Here is a 17,314-nt window from a genome sequence, read left to right as displayed (position 1 = left end):
AATGTACGCATTAAAGTATCCTATTGGTATTGCAAATATCCCAGAAGATATTTCGACTGAGAATATTCAGGATTGGATTCAAATTATTGAAGAACTACCTAAAAAGCTCAAGGACCTTACTTCAACATTATCTGAAAACCAATTAAATACTCAATATAGACCAGACGGCTGGACTATAAGACAGGTTTTGCACCATATTGGTGATAGCCATACAAACAGTTATATTCGTTTTAAATGGGCCTTAACCGAAGATAAACCAATTATAAAAGCCTATTTTGAAGAGCGTTGGGCCGAATTGGATGACACAAAGAATGCTCCAATTACTTTGGCATTGGACCATATTACTGCACTACATGCAAAAATGGTTTATCTTTTTAAAAATCTGTCTCCTGATCAATTAAATAAAACTTTTATTCATCCAGAAACAGGAGATAAAATATCCTTAAAAAAGAATATCGGAATATACGCATGGCATAGTGAACATCATTATGAACATATCAATCAATTATTGATTCGAAATAACTGGAAATAATGATTCGTAAGGTTCAACTAAAAGATGCCAAACAAATTGTTGCTATTTACAATTACTTCGTTCTAAATTCTATTGTTACGTTTGATAAAACTCCTTTCTCGGAAAGTGATTTTGTAACCAGAATAAAAAATATTCAAAAGAAATACCCTTTTATAGTTTTTGAAGAAAACGGCGCCATTCTAGGATATGCTTACGCCAACAAATGGAGGGAAAAACCGGCATACAAACAAACAATTGAAAGTACCGTATATGTTAAACACAACATACACAACAAAGGGATTGGCTCTAAATTATATAAAGAATTATTAAATAATCTTCGTGAAAATAATTACCATACCGTTGTAGGTGGCCTATCTTTGCCGAATGATGCAAGTATAAAATTGCATGAAAATTTCGGCTTTAAAAAAGTGGCTCATTTTAAAGAAGTAGGATTTAAATTTGGTGATTGGGTTGATGTTGGTTTTTGGCAATTAAAACTTTAAAGCACAAATTCCTTATACTAACTACATTTTCCACTTTATATTACAGCCTATACTTGGTTTTTGGGGCTTTGTGTTCTCTTTTTCTGCTAATAAACAATCCAATGCATTTCGCATATCTACTCCCGTAACTGGCATTCCGTTTCCCGGTCTTGAATCGTCCAATTGTCCTCTATATACTAATTTTAATTCGTCATCAAATAAATAACAATCCGGTGTACAAGCGGCATCATAGGCCTTAGCCACTTCTTGTGTTTCGTCATATAAATAAGGGAACGGATATTTTAATATATCTCCTTGCATTTTCATTAATTCTGGACTATCCTGTGGGTAATTCTCTACATCATTAGAAGAAATGGCAACAAATTGAATTCCTTTTACCAGGTAATCATTCGCCAATTTTACCAATTCATCATTCACATGAATTACAAATGGACAATGATTACAGATAAAAAACAAAACCGTTCCTTTTGGACCCTTCAAGTTATTTAAATCTTTAAATTCACCCGAAATTGTGTCTAGTAAATTAAAATTTGAAGCCATCGAATTTAATGGAATCATATTTGATGGAGTTCTAGCCATTATAAGATTTTATTTGTAAGTTTATATCATCAAAATTAAGAAATAATGAAGACTCTCAATCAATGGTTTGATGAATATGCAGTTAGTCATCAAAATAAAACAAATCAATTAATCCATTTTGTTTGTGTACCGGTTATTTATTTTAGTATAATTGGTTTGATCATGTCGATTCCTGCCGGAATAATTGAGAATACTCTTAATTTAAATTTACCTGTTTTTGAAAATTGGGCAGTCGTCTTTTTAGTTTTTAGTTTGTTTTTCTACTTACGACTATCATTTAGTATGTTTTTAAAAATATTAGTGTTTTCTATACTTTGCCTCTATGGAAATTATTATCTGAGTACTGTAGCCAATTTATTATACACGTCACTCGCTCTTTTTGTAATTGCATGGATTGGACAGTTTTATGGTCATAAAATAGAAGGTGCAAAACCTTCATTTTTACAAGACCTTCAATTTTTATTAATAGGTCCGGCTTGGGTTATAAAAAAGGTGACCAATAAAAAATGAACCAGATAAAAATTGCTTGCTTTTGTAGCACCCTCCTATTCTTTGTTGCGGTTAACAGTCAACCTTTGAAACCTCTCGAGGTTAATAACCTTTCTGTTAATTCTGAGTACGCAGAATTAGGAGTTAAATTTTACAAAAATGGAAAAGTAATTTTTGCATCATCTAAAATTAACAAAACTGAAAATAAAAGAGATCGAAGAAACAACCGTCAAATGGGACTTCGATTGTATTCAGGTGAGATTTCAAATGATGGAACCATAAACAATGTGACTCTTTTTAGTACAGAAGAATTCAATCCAATTTTAGAAGCCAATCTTGCGTTTACATCAGATTTTAAAACAGTATACTTTACACGAAACGGCTACATCCAAGACGATTATAGAAAGTATTTCAAAAAAGAAGCGAAAAAAACTCACTTTCTAAAAATTTACAAAGCTAATATTAATGAAAGTGGTGTATTATCTAATGTAACACCACTTCCTATAAATAGTGACTCACATTCCGTAACAAATCCCGTTTTAAACAAATCAGGAAACAAATTATATTTTGCATCAAACATGGAAGGTTCCTATGGTGAATTCGACTTGTATGCAATTTCCATTAATTCAGATGGGAGCTACGGAAAACCAGTAAATTTAGGAAGTAAAGTAAATACGAGTAGAAATGAGTTATTTCCATTTATTAGCGAAGATGACTTCCTATATTTTTCATCTGATGGTCATGGTGGTATAGGTGCGCTAGATGTGTTTAGAATTCCAATATATGAACTCTTTACAAATACATCAAAAAATTTGGGAGCACCAATAAACAGTGAGGCTGATGATTTTTCACTTATATACAGCAATTCAAAAAACATTGGGTACTTAACCTCTACCAGAAAAGAAAGTGTAGGTGATGCCGATATATACACTTTTAAGTATACAATTAATGAGGAACCAATTCTAGAAGAGAAAGAAGTTGAGGAAATTGTGAGTGCTGAAGATATAACTGCGAATACTATTGTAGAAATTGAAGATTTCAAAACGATTGATGAGGAATCAAATGTTGCGATCCTCACTAAAGAAGCACAATTAGATACAATAAAGGTAGACACGGTTTCTATAGCTAAAAAACAGGATACTGCGGTTACTAAAATAAATTCAGATAGCATTACGCCTACTGTAATTGTTGCTACTGCAGTGAAAGTTGAAGATGATAATGAATGTGTACAAACCGTTGAAGGGACTATTCTAAACGAAAACAATAGTATTATGGCGGATGCTAAAATTACGCTCTATGAAAATGGTCAAAACATTGGAACCTATGATTTAAAACCGGATGGAAAATATTCGTTTCAATTAAAATGTAACAACCATTACCGTGTTACAGCACGCCTTAACAATTTTGAAGAATCTTATTTTGAGTTAAAAACTACACGTTTTACAGGTGGAAAAACTACCCAAAATATAATAATGCCTAAAATACCATGTGATGTTATTCTTCTGGGAACACTTAAAGATATTAATTCTAAAACAGTTTTAGGCGGAGTTAAAGTTTATTTGGTTGAAAATAACAAACAGATTAACGCCACAGAAACAAATGAATTAGGTAACTATACTTTTACAGCCCCTTGTGATGGTAATTATAAAATTGCTACGGAAAAACTTGGATATGAAGAAATTTTAGTCAGCGTTAGTAAATCTCCGATACACAATGAGAAATTCTTTTTAGGTAATGAATTAACCCCTATTGCTTGCGAACAAATTGTACGGGGAAGAATTAACAATGAGTTGGATGGATTACCTATAGTTAATGCAACGGTAAATTTATATGACGAAAGTAGTAATATCATAACCACTGTCAATTCAAATTCAAATGGAAACTTCCATATTAATATTAAATGTGAAACCGATTATAGATTAGAAGTCTCTATGACCGACTTCGAAACTGGCATTACTGAGTTTACTTCTACAGATGTACAAAAGGAAAATCACCGAATTGATTTTAACTTGAAATCTACTATTTGTGCACAAACAATTACTGGAATGGTTACCAACTCAAGAACAAAAATACCTATGTCTAATGTAAGCGTGGACCTTTTAGAAAACGATCAAGTAATTTCTAATTTAACAACTGCTTCTGATGGAACTTTCAGTTTTGAAGTAGATTGTAGTTCTAATTATAAAATTAGTGCAACAACCAAAGATTATTCTATTGACTCAAAAATAATAAATACCGATAATGTCCATGGGGCAAATACAACAGTTTCCATAATATTAGAAACAAAGTTAGATTTTGAAATGGTCCGTGACAACCTTATGATAATAACAGATCAAATAGATTTTGACTTAAATGAATCTGACATACGTGAAGATGCGGCAATAGAACTGAATAAAGTGGTTGCCATAATGAATAGAAATCCAGAAATAAAAGTAGATATCGGTGTTCATACCGATAGTCGTGCACCAGATAATTACAATTTAACCCTATCTGAACAAAGAGCGCAATCTATATTATCATTCTTAATTGAAAGAGGTATAAATTCTGACAGACTAACTGGCAAAGGATATGGAGAAACGGAATTGCTAAATAGATGTGCCAATGGTGTAAATTGTAGTGAAACGGAGCATTTAGAGAATAGAAGAATTGAATTTATTGTAACGAGATAAGAACTTATGAAACCAATTATTTCATTTGAAGATTTCACAAAAGTGGATATAAGAATTGGCACAATTCTGGAAGTGAATGATTTTCCTAAGGCAAGAAAACCTGCCTATCAATTAATTATTGATTTTGGTGCATTAGGTATTAAAAAATCTAGTGCGCAAATAACAACCTTATATTCAAAAGAAGAATTGATTGGCAAACAAGTATCAGCAGTTGTAAACTTTGAGCCTAGGCAAATTGCTAATTTTTCTAGTGAAGTTTTAGTGTTAGGAATACAAAATGGTGCCGATGTTATTTTATTGCAAAGTGCAACACTACAAATTAAAAATGGAGAACAAATAACCTAATGAAATACGTATTATACATTACTACACTCCTAATTTTTGGGTGTGCAAGCGGTAAACAGCAAAATTACCCACAAAAAGTACAATTTGAGACTTTAGTTCAAGGAAGTAATGGTGGCTATTTAAATAGTCAATTCATTGTTGTTAAAAATCAAGATGAATTAAAAACCGTTTATACACAAATAAATAAAGTTCGTAAACCTGGCTTTCCAATTCCTAAAATTGATTTTGAAAAAGAATTAATTCTTGCCTTATTTTTAGGAGAAAAAACAACAGGCGGTCATTCTATTTTAATTTCGAAAATTATAGAAACTAAAGATGAAGTTCAGGTATTTGTACAAACAAACGCACCAGATGGCATGGCTACTAGTGCAATGACACAACCTTATTACTTTTGTAAAATTCCTAGAACTGAAAAATCGATTGTTTTTAAATAGTTGTTTATTTTTACCCAATGCAAAGCAACGACCATTTATCACAACTTTCTGCTAAACTTCGGGGAGAATTACATTTCGACAATCTTCATAAGGCTATTTATGCTACCGATGCTTCAGTTTACAGAAAATTACCATTAGCAGTTGCTTATCCTAAAAACAAAGAGGACATTAAAATCTTAATTGCTTTTGCGCATCAAAATGAAACAACACTAATTCCTAGGACGGCAGGAACTTCTCTTGCAGGGCAATGTGTAGGAGATGGAATTATAGTTGATGTTTCTAAGCACTTCACTAATATAATTTCAGTAGACAAGGAAGCCAAAACTGTAACGGTTCAACCTGGAGTAATTCGTGATGACCTTAATAGATTTTTAAAGCCATTTGGATTGTTTTTTGGACCAAATACTTCCACATCAAACAGATGTATGATTGGCGGAATGGTAGGTAACAATTCATCTGGAACAACTTCTATTCAGTATGGAACTACTCGAGATAAAGTACTCGCATTAAAAACTATACTCTCGGATGGCTCTGAGGTAACCTTTGAGACTATTTCGAATGAAAGGCTCATCTCCAAAATAAAGGGAAACACTCTTGAAAATAAGATTTATAAATCCATTCATGATGAATTAATTGTTGAAGAACATCAAATAGAAATAAAAAAAGAATTCCCTAACGAGCCCATTCATAGAAGAAACACAGGTTATAATGTAGATGGTCTATTAAAGTCATCTTTGTTCGGAGGTTTAGAACCAAATGTAAATCTTTGCGATATATTATCCGGAAGCGAAGGCACATTAGCATTCACAACAGAAATTACACTGAAGTTAGATCCTCTTCCACCTACTCAAAGTTTATTGGTTGCGGTACATTTTGAAAGTATCCATGAAAGCATGGAGGCCGTAGTTGTTGCAATGAAGCACAATTTATACATGTGTGAATTAATGGATAAAACCATTTTAGATTGCACCAAAAACAACAGAAAACAATTAAAAAATCGTTTTTTTATTGAAGGAGATCCAAAAGCGGTATTAATGCTAGAGGTATCTTCTGATAATATGGGAAAAACCAAAAAACTTGCCTTAAAACTAATTGATGATTTAAAAACACATAAATTTGGATATGCATTTCCAGTTCTAAAAGGAAATGATATTGCGAAGGCCTTTGAATTAAGAAAAGCTGGCTTAGGGCTATTGGGTAATATTGTTGGAGACGACAAAGCTGTGGCGTGTATTGAAGATACTGCCGTTGAAGTAAGCGATTTACCGGAATATATTGCAGAGTTTTCTAAAATGATGGAAGACTATAATCAAGAGGCAGTCTATTACGCGCATGCAGGAGCTGGAGAAATTCACCTGAGACCTATTCTAAATTTAAAGAAGAAAGAAGACGTTGTTTTATTTAGAGAAATAACTACAAAGACCGCAAAACTTGTTAAAAAATACGGTGGCTCTTTTAGTGGTGAACATGGAGATGGTATTGTACGAGCGGAGTTCATTCCTTTAATGATTGGTTCTAAAAACTATGAATTGTTAAAGCGCATAAAGCATAGTTTTGATCCAGATAGTATATTTAATAAAGGGAAGATTACAGATGCCTTCCCAATGGATCAGTCTTTCAGATATAAAGTTGGAAGAGAAGAACCAACAATCGCGACTATATTCGATTTTTCTGATTCTGAAGGAATTCTAAAGACAACTGAAAAGTGCAATGGGTCAGGTGATTGTAGGAAATCTGTAGAAGCAGGAGGAACCATGTGTCCTAGTTATCGTGCCACAAAAAATGAAAAAGACACCACAAGAGCTAGAGCAAATACTTTGCGAGAATTTTTAACCAATTCTAATAAAACCAATAAATTTGATCACAAAGAACTCAAACAGGTGTTTGATCTTTGTTTAAGTTGTAAGGCTTGTGCTAGTGAATGCCCAAGTAATGTAGATGTAGCAACTTTAAAAGCGGAATTTTTATTTCAATATCATAAAGAAAATCGCCCAAGTTTAAGAGATAAATTATTTGCCTTTAACAACAAATACAATCAACTAGGAAGCAAATTTCCAAATATTACAAATACCATATTACAAAGTTCAATCTCTAAGAACTTACTTGGTTTACCGAAAGGTAGAAGTATTCCAAAACTAGAAAAAACTACTTTTAAAAAATGGCTTTCTAAACAATCAACTTCTAGTCCTTCGAACAAACAAGTATATTTATTTGTTGATGAATTTATCAATTATAATGAAGTTCAAATAGGAATTGACACGTATAAATTACTTAGTAAATTAGGTTATAATGTTTTAACCGTTCAACATGAAGAAAGTGGAAGAAGTTTGGTTTCAAAAGGATTCTTGAATGAATTTAAAAAGGTAGCCAACACCAATGTTTCAATTTTTAAAGAACTCATTTCAGAACGGACACCTTTAATCGGAATTGGTCCATCGACCATACTTACGTTTAGAGATGAATATCTTCGAATAGTAGATGATAAAGCTACTGCAGAAAAATTGGCAAAGCATTGTTTAACTTTAGAAGAATTCCTTTCTAAAGAAATCGATAACGACCAAATATCTCCTACCCTGTTTACTACAGAAAAAAGGGAAATTAAAATTCACGGTCACTGCCATCAAAAATCATTAGTTGGTATGCGTCCAGCATTTAATATGTTAAACCTTCCAGCCAATTATAAAGTGTCTATTTTAGCAACAGGGTGCTGTGGTATGGCAGGATCTTTCGGATTTGAAAAAGAACATTTCGATATCAGCATGCAAATTGGAGAAGATTCTTTATTTCCTAAAGTCAGAAATCTTCATGAAGACGCTATTTTGGTTGCGTCTGGTACAAGTTGTCGCCATCAAATAAAAGATGGAACGCAACAAAAAGCCGTTCATCCTGCTACGGTTTTATTAGAAGCTTTGCTGTAGTATTTTTTGTATATTTACAACTACCACTAGAAACCGTAGTTAACCTAACGAAACTAATTGAACTATGCATCAAGATAAGCTATGTCTTTGCACATGCTATTCTACCATATTTTCAGATCGAATTTATAACTGTTTCCAAAACCCAGTAAAATGAAAGAACAAGACGAAGGTCTAAAAAGGTTCGTTGGTCCCTTAGGACTCGCCGCTAATATTATAAATATCATTGTTGGAGCAGGAATTTTTGTAATTCCGGCCATTGTTGCAGAAAACATGGGAGCAACAAGTATTGTTGCTTATCTCTTTTGTGGAATATTGATCGGTTTAATTATGCTTTGTTTTGCAGAAGCAGGTAGTAAGGTGACCACTACTGGTGGTGGATTTGCTTATGTAGAAGCCGCTTTTGGTAAATATCCAGGCTTTATTGTTGCTATCATTGCAATAACAGGAAGTTTACTTGCAGGAGGTACAGTTGCAAATGCTCTTGTTGACATCCTAAGCAATACTTTCCCTGTTTTTGAAAATGGAGTTGTACGCATATTATTCTTTGCACTTGTCTTCTTTGGATTGGCTTTTATCAACATTCTTGGCATTAAGCAAGGGATTGGAATGGTAAAAACAATAACACTTTTAAAATTATCGCCATTATTGCTGCTTATTATAGTTGGTTGGAAGAATGTTGATTTTGCCAATTTGGTTTGGGAATCTGCACCTACAATTAGTGAAATTGGTGCCACATCACTCTTTCTTATTTTCGCTTTTCAAGGTGGAGAAACTGGACTTGTTATTGGAGGTGAGATTAAGAACCCAAAAAAAACTGTTCCTAAAGGTGTATTTATAGCGATTGTTACAGTGCTTATTTTATACATGTTAATTCAGGGAGTTGCACAAGGAGTTTTAGGAGATTCCTTGGCCAATTATACCGAGGCTCCTTTAGCAGAAGTTGGTAATGTTATTTTTGGTCCAATAGGTTTCTCTATATTATTCACAGGCGCAGCAATATCAATGTTCGGTTACTTTATTGGAGACCTTCTAAATTCTCCACGCCTATTCTTTGCACTCTCTAAAGATAAAGTGTTGCCCGCTCCTATTCTTGAAAAAATACACTCAAAATTTAAGACTCCTTATGTAGCCATATTACTCTATGCTACAATCGGCTTTTTGATTGCCTCCTTTGGAGGCTTTAAAACACTAATTAATATTGCAAGTGCTGCTATTTTACTCGTTTATTTAGGAGTTGCATTATCTGTAATACAACTAAGGCGAAAAAACAAAACAGCACCTGAGGAGTTTGAAATTCCTGGAGGAATTACAATTCCAATTTTGGCCTGTATAATTATACTATACCTATTATCACATTTAGATAGCAAACAACAAATAGGAATTTTAATGTATATCGTAGGCCTTTCCATAATTTATTGGATAATCGAAAAAATTCCGAGAACTAAATCTTAGTTTTAAAATTAATTAATCGAAATATTAAGAAATCACCTTGATACTTGAATTAAAAGAATAAATCCATGATTAAAATCCTTCAAAAAACAAAACAATTCATATTGTTATGTACAGTGTCGATTGTCTTTTATAATTGTAATCAAAATTCTATCGAATGTGTTATTGAAACCGATAAAGGAGATATCATTATTGAACTTTACCCCGAAAAGGCACCTATTACCGTTGCTAATTTTCTAAAATATGTAGATGCAAACAAATATGAGAATAGCGCTTTTTTTAGAGTCTGCAACACACAAAATGAAGCTGAAAGAACTATACCTATTGAGGTTATTCAAGGTGGATTAGACGAGAATGCTGGCGGATTCCCTCCCATTAAAATAGAAACAACAAAAGAAACTGGATTAAAGCATGAAAACGGGACTTTATCAATGGCTCGGCTTGAACCAAACACAGCAACTGATAGTTTTTTTATTTGCACAGGAAGCCAACCTGAATTGGATTTTGGAGGAAAACGAAACCCAGACGGACAAGGATTTGCAGCCTTTGGAAAAGTTACAAAAGGAATGGACGTAGTAAAAGCCATTCAACGAATGAAAGATACATCACAATATTTAGTGGAACCGGTTGTAATAAAAAACATAAAACGAATTCAATAAAATGATTTCTCTATTCAGAAAAATTAGGAAAAAATTGGCAGAAGAAAAAAAATTCAAACAGTACCTTCGCTACGCTATTGGTGAAATTATTCTTGTTGTAGTAGGTATCCTTATCGCGCTTCAAATTAATACATGGAATCAAGATCGCATCAGTAATAACGAAGAAAAAGCAATACTTAAAAATATTTATACTGAATTTTCTAAAAACAAATTGGAAATTGACGAATCCGTTATTTCGCTGTCTGAGTGTATTAAAACCAACAAAGTTTTAATGTCTCTATTTGGAATAAATTATGAAGAATTAAAAAAAGAACAGACTGATAGTCTTATTTTTTATTCTTTTGAACAAAGAAGATTTACCCCATCAGAAAACGCTATTCAAGATTTAATTCAATCCGGTAAAATGAGAAGTCTAAATAATGAAAATTTAAAATATCTTATTTACGAATGGTCTAGTCGTAAAGATGCAATGATAGAATCTTATAACGACATGGATGATAAAATAAATAATTCCATTGTTCCGTTCCTAGCAGATAAATACCCCCTTAAAGATATTGACATCTATTCTAATATTGGTTGGGGAAAACGGTCAACACTAAATCATGATAAATTAACCATTTTTCATAATTTAGAATATGAAAGCCTAGTAGATGATTTCTTATACCATCTTTTAGAATATGAAACGGATTTAATTAACCTACAACAAACGATTGATAAAATTATTATAGAGACTAAATAAATGGAAGGATTTGATATTGTTATGGTTATTGCCATTATTTTGTTTGCTCGTTTAGGCGTTCGTTTGTTTATTGGGTATAAAAACTCTAAAAAAGAGGATGAAGATGACTAAACCCCAACTCTATTTCGAAAGGGATATTGAATGGCGAAAATGGTTGCATGAGAACCATAAGAAATCAACGGGTGTTTATTTAATTTTCTACAAAGTTTCTAGCAGCAAACCAAGTATGCGTTGGGAAGAAGCTGTAAAAGTTGCCTTGTGCTATGGTTGGATAGATTCTACGGTAAAACGTTTGGATGACGAACGTAGACAACAATATTTTTCGCCACGCAAATCAACAAGTGTTTGGAGTAAATTGAATAAAACATACATAAAGGAATTAACAAAAGAAAAACTACTGCAATCCAGTGGAATAGAAAGTATTTCTATTGCAAAACAAAATGGAAGTTGGGACGCGTTGAATGATGTAGATAATGAAGTAATTCCTCCCCTTTTATTAGCAGCATTTAAAAACAATCCGATTGCCTTCAGCAATTATAAAAATTTCGCACCTTCCTATAGACGAGGGTATTTGTATTGGCTGTATGCCGCAAAAAGAGAAACTACCCAACAAAAAAGAATTTTAGAAATAATAAAATATTGTTCTACTAATAAAAAACAGCGTGATGGGAATTGGTAATTCTCCCCTAAATATGCCATCTTAAAAGAATCTTTTTTTTAAGTAAATTCGCTTCATGAATTTCACAAAGTTTCAGCAACTATTACCAAAATTAAAATCGGCAAAATTACCTGGATTAGATGCGCAGTTTAAACTAGCTCCAGAAATTAGAAAGCGCTATTCTGAGGATATGATTCAACTTAAAAATCCAAGGCAAGCTGGTGTATTGGCCCTATTCTATCCTGATGTACAAAATGAAACAAGGTTTTTGCTGACATTAAGAGCAAGTTACAATGGCACCCATTCTGCACAAATTAGTTTCCCTGGAGGAAAAATAGAGGAGCAAGACAAAAATTTAGAACAGACTGCTACTAGAGAGACTTATGAAGAAATTGGTATCACTGTTGATTCCATAAAGGTTATCAAAGAATTTACGGATGCCTATATTCCGCCTAGTAACTTTCTAGTTACTCCTTTTTTAGGGTATTTAGATTATATCCCAAAATTTAAAAGCAATCATGAAGTTGCCGAAATAATTGAGGTCAAACTTTCCGATTTATTAGATGAATCCAAACTTGTTATGCGTAAAAGGGACACCTCTTACATGTCTAATGTTGAGGTTCCCTGTTTTCAATTTGAGAAACATATAGTTTGGGGAGCTACAGCAATGATCCTAAGTGAAATCAAAAGTACATTCGAAAGGCTATAGCCAATAATTTTCGTAAATTTGCAATCCTAATAAAGATTATGGGCCTATTTAAAAAGAATCCTTTTGGACATATATTATTCATTAAAAAATGGATTATTCGTGTATTCGGTGTGATTTCTCACGGAAGGTACCAGCGATTCAATGATTTAAAGATTGAAGGTTCTGAAATTATAAGAGATTTACCCGAATCAAATGTACTATTTGTTTCAAATCATCAAACATATTTCGCTGATGTGGCGGCTATGCTTCATGTATTTAATGCATCTTTAAAAGGTCGAATAGATTCTCTTAAAAATGTAGGATATATCTGGAATCCAAAACTGAATATCTATTATATCGCGGCATCTGAAACGATGAAATCTGGATTACTTCCTAAAATTTTCGCTTATACAGGTTCTATTTCTATACAACGTACATGGAGAAGTGCAGGTAAGGATGTAAACAGACAAGTTAAAATGTCTGATATCACTAATATTGGAACTGCTTTAAACGATGGCTGGGTAATTACCTTTCCTCAAGGTACTACAACCCCTTTTAAGCCTATTCGTAGAGGAACAGCGCACATTATAAAGACTTATAAACCCATAGTAATTCCTATCGTTATTGATGGATTCAGAAGATCTTTTGACAAAAAAGGATTGATGATTAAAAAACGTGGAGTACTACAATCATTTGTTATTAAGAAACCTATTGAGATTGATTATGAGAATGACTCTATGGATGAAATTGTGAAACAGATTGAGCATTCTATTGAGCAACATAAATCATTTTTAAAGGTTGTTTCTGAAAAGGAATATCAAAAGTCTGAAGAAGAATTGAACAAACAACGAACATTCTGGAGAGATTAAATAAAAAAGGCTACCAAATTGGTAGCCTTTTTTATTAATTATAATCCTAGTTTATCCCAACCAAGATTGTAACATCCAAATCGTTTTTTCTTGTTCTGCTATAAAATCGCTCATCATAGAGTTTGTACCTTCATCTTCAGCATCATCAGATAAATTCAATATTTCTCTCTCTATTTTTAACAATTCACTTAAAGAATTCATTACCAAAGTAACAGCTGCAACATCCTCACTTACGTTTTTACCTATGGGAACTTTTGCTTTAGCACTATAATCACCAAAAGTATGTAATGGTGTTCCTCCCAATGTTAAGATTCGTTCCGCTATCATATCAATTTTCTCCTGTGAATCGGTATAATACTCTTCAAACTTAACGTGTAATTCAAAGAAATTCTTTCCTTTGATATTCCAATGCAAACCTCTTAAATTCTGATAATACACTTGAAAGTTTGAAAGCAATCCATTTAAATTTTCAACTAATACTGTCGACTTTTCTTTATCTAATCCTAAAATTGTAACGCTCATTTCTTTTGTTTTTAAGTTCTAAACAAATTTACCTTAAAAAAGAAGGGATTTATTATAATTACAATTGATAGTTTTAATATCTTTATCATCAAAATTTATACAAATGACGATTACTCAATTAAAATATGTTTTGGCTGTTGCAGAGCACAAAAACTTTACCATTGCTTCTGAGCATTGTTTTGTCACCCAGCCCACATTAAGTATGCAAATACAAAAATTAGAAGACCAATTAGATGTAAAAATATTTAATCGAAACAAAAAACCTATACAACTTACTCAAGTCGGAGAAAAAATTGTAGAGCAGGCGAAAATAATAGTTGATGAAAGCAATCGAATTACAGATATAGTTGATCAACAAAAAGGATATATAGGTGGTGAATTTAAATTAGGGATTATACCTACGGTAATGCCAAGTTTATTACCTATGTTTCTAAAAACTTTTGTAAAAAAGTACCCTAAAGTAAACTTGATTATTGAGGAGTTAACTACGGAAGAGATCATTAAGAAATTAACAGACGGCCACATTGATGCCGCTTTGGCTGCAACTCCTCTAGAAAATGAAGCTATTAAAGAACGTGTAATATATTATGAACCTTTTGTTGGGTTCATACCAAAAGGGCATCGTTTACATGATCATAAAACAATTGATGTTAATGAATTAGAATTAAATGACATATTGTTATTAGAAGATGGGCATTGCTTTAAAGAAAGTGTTTTAAATTTATGTAGAACATTTAAGAATGAAACTGGAAGTCATTTTAGATTAGAAAGTGGAAGTTTTAATACCTTAATTAAACTAGCGAAAGAAAATTTAGGAATGACGCTACTACCCTATTTACACACATTAGATTTAAGTGAAAATGATCAAACATATTTAAGGGAATTCAATGCTCCAGTACCAGCCAGAGAGGTGAGTTTAATTTACCATAAATCGCAACTTAAAATGCAATTGATAGAAGCTTTAAAGGATGTAATAGATAGTTTAGTAAGAGGTGCAATTGCCTTTAATGATGTCGAAATAATCAGTCCTTTACAACACAAAAAAGGAGCCTAAGTCTCCTTTTTTTTAATTTTTAATAAGTAGTAAACATCCGTTTAATTCAGGCTTTCCATGCACGAATTCATTCAACCAAATCTTCAATTCATTTATTTCGTGTGGAAGCAATCTTTTTACAGCTTTTTTTAGTTCTAAACAGAACAATTCTGAATTAAAACTAACTTTTTTAAGTACCGTTTTGGTGTACTCGAACATTGCTCTTGCCATTGTAATATAAGTAGTTTTAAGGGTTCAACATTTATAAAACGGATAGTATCCGTTTTTAGTATAAACTGTTTTATAGTTTATTTACTTTGTCTAGTAAACCACCAGCCAAAGTTTCTAATTCTGCCTTTACAGCTTTAAAATGTGCCTTTTTATTTTCCACATCTTTTGCGTGTAATTTTGCTATTAAAGTATCAAAAGTATTAATCGCTTCATCAACTATTGCAGACGATTTTTTTGTGTCAGAATCAGGATTCATTAATTCCCATGAATAGCATTCTTCAATAACATCACCTAATACAAAGTTTATATCTTTCTTCAAATTCTTTACACTTGCCATTGTTTTATTTTTTTAGTTCGTTGCAAATTTAAGTAAATTATATCTAGAGAAAATCTAAAATTTCCGTTAAATTATTAACGGTTTTATAATTTTTATTAACCAAATCGGATCGTTTCACTTCTTCATGTGCCCAAGTTGTGTGATAAGGTACATGTATAGCATTTGAATTAAGCGCTACCAATGGCAAAATATCAGACTTTAAAGAATTACCTATCATTAAAAACTCCGAAGGTTTTACATCTAAAAAATCAATCAATCTTTTATAATTCACTTGTTTTTTCTCACTCAAAACTTCTATATGGTCAAAATAACTTAACAATCCAGACTTTTCCAATTTTCGTTCTTGATCTAGCAAATCTCCTTTTGTAGCGACAATAAGTCTGTACTTCGGACTCAGTGTTTTTAAAACTTCTTCCACTCCATTTAAAAGTTCAATCGGTTTTTTAAGCATCGCTTTACCAATTTCCAAAATTTTACCAACTTCATTGGGCGTGATTGAGTTGTTAGATAATTCTAAAGCTGACTCCATCATAGAAAGTACAAAGCCTTTTACACCATAGCCATACAATTCCAAATTTCGTAATTCAACTTTAAGTAATTCCTGATTGATTTTATTCTCTGTTTCAAAAGATGCTAATAATTGAGCAAATTCATGTTCTGCCTCTCTAAAATAGGGTTCATTCACCCATAAGGTGTCATCAGCATCAAAGGCTATAACTTTTAAGTTTTTGTACATTGATTCAATTTTGAATTCAAATTTAATCAAATAATGTAACACCCTAATCAATTGATATTATAGCAATTAGTAATTTTAATTCTAAATTTTTCCGATATTTGAATGAAATACTACGAACAAAAAACCAAACACTATGAAAATTTCAAAAGGAATACTACTCGTTTTTTTTGCGGGCTTATTAGTAACTGCATGTAAAAAAGAAAAAAAATCTGAAGAACATTCAACCAAAGAACATATTGAGTTAGTTGAAGATCATTCAGACAATTCAGAAACACATTCTAATTCAGAATCAAAAGCACCAAAAGAGCATAGCAAGTCGAAATCTGATAGTTCAATTGAACATCCAGAATCTAATGAAGAACATAAAAATAGTGAAGTTCATAAAGTTGAAGAAATTGAAAGCGAAAGTGCCGAAATAAGTACCATTGATACTGAAGAAAAAGAACCTCGATTATCTGTTAAAACAGTAGAGCAACCTCCTGTTTATCCAGACTGTAAAGGAAATAATGACCAATTAATGGAATGCTTTAATAAAAAGATAGTTGAATTTGTCGACAAACATTACAATCCTATTGTTTCAGCAGAAGATGGAATTACAGATGATAATTATAAAGTAGTTGTACAATTTGACGTGAATACTTCTGGTGAGATTGTAGATGTGCATGCACAAGGCCCGAATAAAGAAACATCTGACGAAGCAGTTAGAGTTATTAAGTTACTCCCAAAAATGGAACCCGCAACGCATAATGGAAAGCCAGTTAGAGTCGTTTACAATGTTCCTATTAAACTTAAGGTTAGAACATAAACCAATTTGATTTTGGAAGATTATTAGAAAATTAACTTGGTTTGCAATAAAAAAAGTTTAATTTTGATTCATCAAATGAATAAAATGCAACACATTATTTCAACAATTATTATCACGTCCAAAACGATTCTTCGTAATCT

General features: G+C 32.2%; 20 protein-coding genes. 15 read left to right on the top strand and 5 right to left on the bottom strand.

Going from position 1 to position 17,314, the window contains the following annotated elements; translation table 11 throughout:
• Position 1 precedes the first annotated feature (1 nt).
• Together RM519_RS00855 and RM519_RS00850 are read left to right on the top strand one after the other, a co-directional pair.
• Positions 2-532, top strand: coding sequence for a YfiT family bacillithiol transferase (locus tag RM519_RS00855; protein WP_311591580.1), 531 nt, complete (start codon positions 2-4; stop codon positions 530-532).
• A complete protein-coding gene (locus tag RM519_RS00850; RefSeq protein ID WP_311591579.1) occupies positions 532-1,014 on the top strand; it encodes a GNAT family N-acetyltransferase in 483 nt (160 codons plus the stop codon). Before RM519_RS00855 ends, RM519_RS00850 begins: the two co-directional genes overlap by 1 nt.
• 21 nt (positions 1,015-1,035) lie before the next feature.
• On the opposite strand, the gene RM519_RS00845 is transcribed toward RM519_RS00850, so the two are convergent.
• Positions 1,036-1,593 (bottom strand): thioredoxin family protein, encoded by a 558-nt coding sequence (locus RM519_RS00845; protein ID WP_311591578.1) that lies wholly within the window; start codon positions 1,591-1,593, stop codon positions 1,036-1,038.
• Between the two features lie 45 nt (positions 1,594-1,638).
• Between RM519_RS00845 and RM519_RS00840 the strand changes: the two genes are divergently transcribed.
• From RM519_RS00840 to RM519_RS00790, 11 genes are all read left to right on the top strand, one after another.
• Entirely contained in the window at positions 1,639-2,103 is a 465-nt protein-coding gene (locus tag RM519_RS00840) for an Mpo1 family 2-hydroxy fatty acid dioxygenase (RefSeq protein ID WP_311591576.1), read from the top strand.
• Entirely contained in the window at positions 2,100-4,751 is a 2,652-nt protein-coding gene (locus tag RM519_RS00835; RefSeq protein WP_311591575.1) for a carboxypeptidase regulatory-like domain-containing protein, read from the top strand. Before RM519_RS00840 ends, RM519_RS00835 begins: the two co-directional genes overlap by 4 nt.
• Positions 4,752-4,757: 6 nt before the next feature.
• Entirely contained in the window at positions 4,758-5,096 is a 339-nt protein-coding gene (locus tag RM519_RS00830; protein ID WP_311591573.1) for a tRNA-binding protein, read from the top strand.
• Positions 5,096-5,530 (top strand): protease complex subunit PrcB family protein, encoded by a 435-nt coding sequence (locus tag RM519_RS00825; protein ID WP_311591572.1) that lies wholly within the window; start codon positions 5,096-5,098, stop codon positions 5,528-5,530. The genes RM519_RS00830 and RM519_RS00825 overlap by 1 nt, the downstream gene beginning before the upstream one ends.
• A 17-nt stretch (positions 5,531-5,547) precedes the next feature.
• Positions 5,548-8,448, top strand: coding sequence for an FAD-binding and (Fe-S)-binding domain-containing protein (locus tag RM519_RS00820; RefSeq protein WP_311591571.1), 2,901 nt, complete (start codon positions 5,548-5,550; stop codon positions 8,446-8,448).
• A gap of 150 nt (positions 8,449-8,598) precedes the next feature.
• Positions 8,599-9,900, top strand: coding sequence for an APC family permease (locus tag RM519_RS00815; protein ID WP_311591569.1), 1,302 nt, complete (start codon positions 8,599-8,601; stop codon positions 9,898-9,900).
• 65 nt (positions 9,901-9,965) lie between these two features.
• Positions 9,966-10,556 (top strand): peptidylprolyl isomerase, encoded by a 591-nt coding sequence (locus RM519_RS00810; protein WP_311591568.1) that lies wholly within the window; start codon positions 9,966-9,968, stop codon positions 10,554-10,556.
• A gap of 1 nt (position 10,557) precedes the next feature.
• Positions 10,558-11,295, top strand: a complete 738-nt coding sequence (locus tag RM519_RS00805) for a DUF6090 family protein (RefSeq protein ID WP_311591567.1) — start codon at positions 10,558-10,560, stop codon at positions 11,293-11,295.
• A gap of 103 nt (positions 11,296-11,398) precedes the next feature.
• Positions 11,399-11,974 (top strand): YdeI/OmpD-associated family protein, encoded by a 576-nt coding sequence (locus tag RM519_RS00800; protein WP_311591564.1) that lies wholly within the window; start codon positions 11,399-11,401, stop codon positions 11,972-11,974.
• A 55-nt stretch (positions 11,975-12,029) separates the two neighbouring features.
• Entirely contained in the window at positions 12,030-12,662 is a 633-nt protein-coding gene (locus RM519_RS00795) for an NUDIX hydrolase (protein WP_311591562.1), read from the top strand.
• Between the two features lie 38 nt (positions 12,663-12,700).
• Positions 12,701-13,510, top strand: coding sequence for a lysophospholipid acyltransferase family protein (locus RM519_RS00790; RefSeq protein ID WP_311591561.1), 810 nt, complete (start codon positions 12,701-12,703; stop codon positions 13,508-13,510).
• Between the two features lie 51 nt (positions 13,511-13,561).
• Here the strand turns inward: RM519_RS00790 and RM519_RS00785 are convergent, their stop codons facing one another.
• Positions 13,562-14,032: a Dps family protein gene (locus RM519_RS00785; protein WP_311591560.1), complete on the bottom strand. Its 471-nt coding sequence runs from the start codon at positions 14,030-14,032 to the stop codon at positions 13,562-13,564.
• 103 nt (positions 14,033-14,135) lie between these two features.
• Here RM519_RS00785 and RM519_RS00780 point away from each other — a divergent pair, with 103 nt between their 5' ends.
• The gene (locus RM519_RS00780) at positions 14,136-15,086 is read left to right on the top strand and encodes a LysR substrate-binding domain-containing protein (protein ID WP_311591559.1); all 951 of its coding nucleotides are present in this window, start codon (positions 14,136-14,138) and stop codon (positions 15,084-15,086) included.
• Positions 15,087-15,098: 12 nt separating this feature from the next.
• Here the strand turns inward: RM519_RS00780 and RM519_RS00775 are convergent, their stop codons facing one another.
• From RM519_RS00775 to RM519_RS00765, 3 genes are all read right to left on the bottom strand, one after another.
• On the bottom strand, positions 15,099-15,296 hold the full coding sequence (locus RM519_RS00775; RefSeq protein ID WP_311591558.1) for a hypothetical protein: 198 nt from the start codon (positions 15,294-15,296) through the stop codon (positions 15,099-15,101).
• 70 nt (positions 15,297-15,366) lie between these two features.
• Positions 15,367-15,633, bottom strand: a complete 267-nt coding sequence (locus tag RM519_RS00770) for a hypothetical protein (RefSeq protein WP_311591556.1) — start codon at positions 15,631-15,633, stop codon at positions 15,367-15,369.
• A gap of 43 nt (positions 15,634-15,676) precedes the next feature.
• Positions 15,677-16,369: an HAD family hydrolase gene (locus tag RM519_RS00765; protein ID WP_311591554.1), complete on the bottom strand. Its 693-nt coding sequence runs from the start codon at positions 16,367-16,369 to the stop codon at positions 15,677-15,679.
• A 133-nt stretch (positions 16,370-16,502) separates the two neighbouring features.
• On the opposite strand from RM519_RS00765, the gene RM519_RS00760 reads away from it, so the two are divergent.
• Entirely contained in the window at positions 16,503-17,174 is a 672-nt protein-coding gene (locus RM519_RS00760) for an energy transducer TonB (protein WP_311591553.1), read from the top strand.
• Positions 17,175-17,314 lie beyond the last annotated feature (140 nt).

Source organism: Urechidicola vernalis, assembly GCF_031846385.1.
In the GTDB taxonomy this organism is placed as follows: Bacteria; Bacteroidota; Bacteroidia; order Flavobacteriales; family Flavobacteriaceae; genus Urechidicola; species Urechidicola vernalis.
This window is presented reverse-complemented; position numbering and strand designations above follow the sequence as displayed.